The sequence below is a fragment of the Streptosporangium nondiastaticum genome (assembly GCF_003011965.1).
In the GTDB taxonomy this organism is placed as follows: Bacteria; Actinomycetota; Actinomycetes; order Streptomycetales; family Streptomycetaceae; genus Streptomyces; species Streptomyces nondiastaticus.
The window spans coordinates 1-1,481 of the sequence record NZ_PXWG01000299.1; the positions used below are offsets into that span (position 1 = coordinate 1).

Below are 1,481 nucleotides of genomic sequence, written 5' to 3' on the forward strand. Positions count from 1 at the left end.
GCGCCGTCCCCGCCGCGGACCGGGCCGCCGCCGGCGCCGCCGCCACGTACTTCCGGCAACTCGGCGGCGCGGCCGGCGCGGGCGCCCTCGGCACCCTCTTCGCCCGCCGCCTCTCCGACGGCGGGGCCGTCAGCCCCCTCACCCCGCGGCTGCTGCGCGCCCTGCCCCCCGAACTCCGCAGCGGCTACGCACGGGCGTACGCGCACGCCCTGCCGCCGACCTTCCTGTACCTCGTACCCGTCCTCGTCCTGGGCCTTTTACTCGCCTTCCTGCTGAAGGAGAAACCGCCGGTGTCCCAAAACCTCGCAGAAGCCCCCGTCATCCCCTCGGCGCGGACCGCCCCGCCCGAGGAAGAACCCCCCTACGTCGCCGGCATCCCCGTCACCGGGGTCGTCCAGCACCACGACGGCACGACCGTCCCCCGCGCCGCCCTCACCCTCATCGACAGCGGGGGCCGGCAGATCGGGCGCGGCGCGACCGGCGAGGACGGGCGGTACGCCCTCAGCACCCCCGGCACCGGCTCCTACGTCCTCATCGCCGCCGCCGGCGGCCACCAGCCCCAGGCCGTCACCGTCACCGTCGGCGAACGCCCCGTCGAGCTCGACGTGGTCCTCGGCGGCGCCGGGCGGCTCGCCGGGACCGTGCTCACCGCCGACGGATCGCCCGTACGGGACGCGCTCGTCACCCTGACCAACGTGCACGGCGAAGTCGTCGCCTCCACCCGCACCGGGCGCGACGGCGGCTACGACATCGGCGAGCTCATCGCCGGCGAGTACACCCTCGCCGGCAGCGCGCCCGTCTTCCGGCCCGCCGCCCTCCCCGTCACCGTCCAGTCCTGCCGCGAGACCCGCCAGGACATCGAGCTCGCCGGCGGCGCGGTGCTGCGGGGCGTCGTCCGCGCGGGCGGCGGGCGGCTCGTCGAGGACGCCCGCGTCACGCTCCTCGACGCCGCGGGCAACGTCGTCGACACGGCCACGACCGGGCCCGACGGGGCGTTCCGCTTCGTCGACCTGTCGGCGGGCGAGTACACGGTCATCGCCGCGGGGTACCCGCCGGTGGCCACGGTGCTCCAGGTGGCGGGGGGCGGCCGCACGGAACGGGACCTCCAGCTCGGCCACGCGGACTAGCCGCCTGGTGAGGGTCCGTATACGCGCGGGGCGCTCTCGTGCGGATTCCGCCGGACCCTCGCCGTGGTGGTGCCTCGCCGTGGCGGCGGTGGGGGAGTGCCCGGGCGGCACTCCCCCTGCCCTTCCCGGCGGGGCCGGGACGGATCGCCGCGGCGGCGGGAGAGAGGTCCGGGGCGAGCCTGGAGTCTTGGTGCCGGGCACCACCCTTCCGCCGCCGCGGCGCTCAGCCGCGATGGTGAGGGTCCGGCGGAATCGGTGACGGCCGTCCTCGATTCCGCCGGACCCTCGCCGCGGGGGTGCATCGCCGTCGCGGCGGGAGAGGGTTCCGGGCCGCCGGTCAGCGCCCGGGCCCTC

1 protein-coding gene is annotated in these 1,481 nt (G+C 77.2%); it reads left to right on the plus strand.

Annotated features, from left to right (window positions below):
* A partial coding sequence (locus tag B7P34_RS35875) for an MSCRAMM family protein (protein ID WP_146167042.1) occupies window positions 1-1,127 on the plus strand: 1,127 nt, incomplete at its 5' end.
* Between the last annotated feature and the right edge of the window lie 354 nt (window positions 1,128-1,481).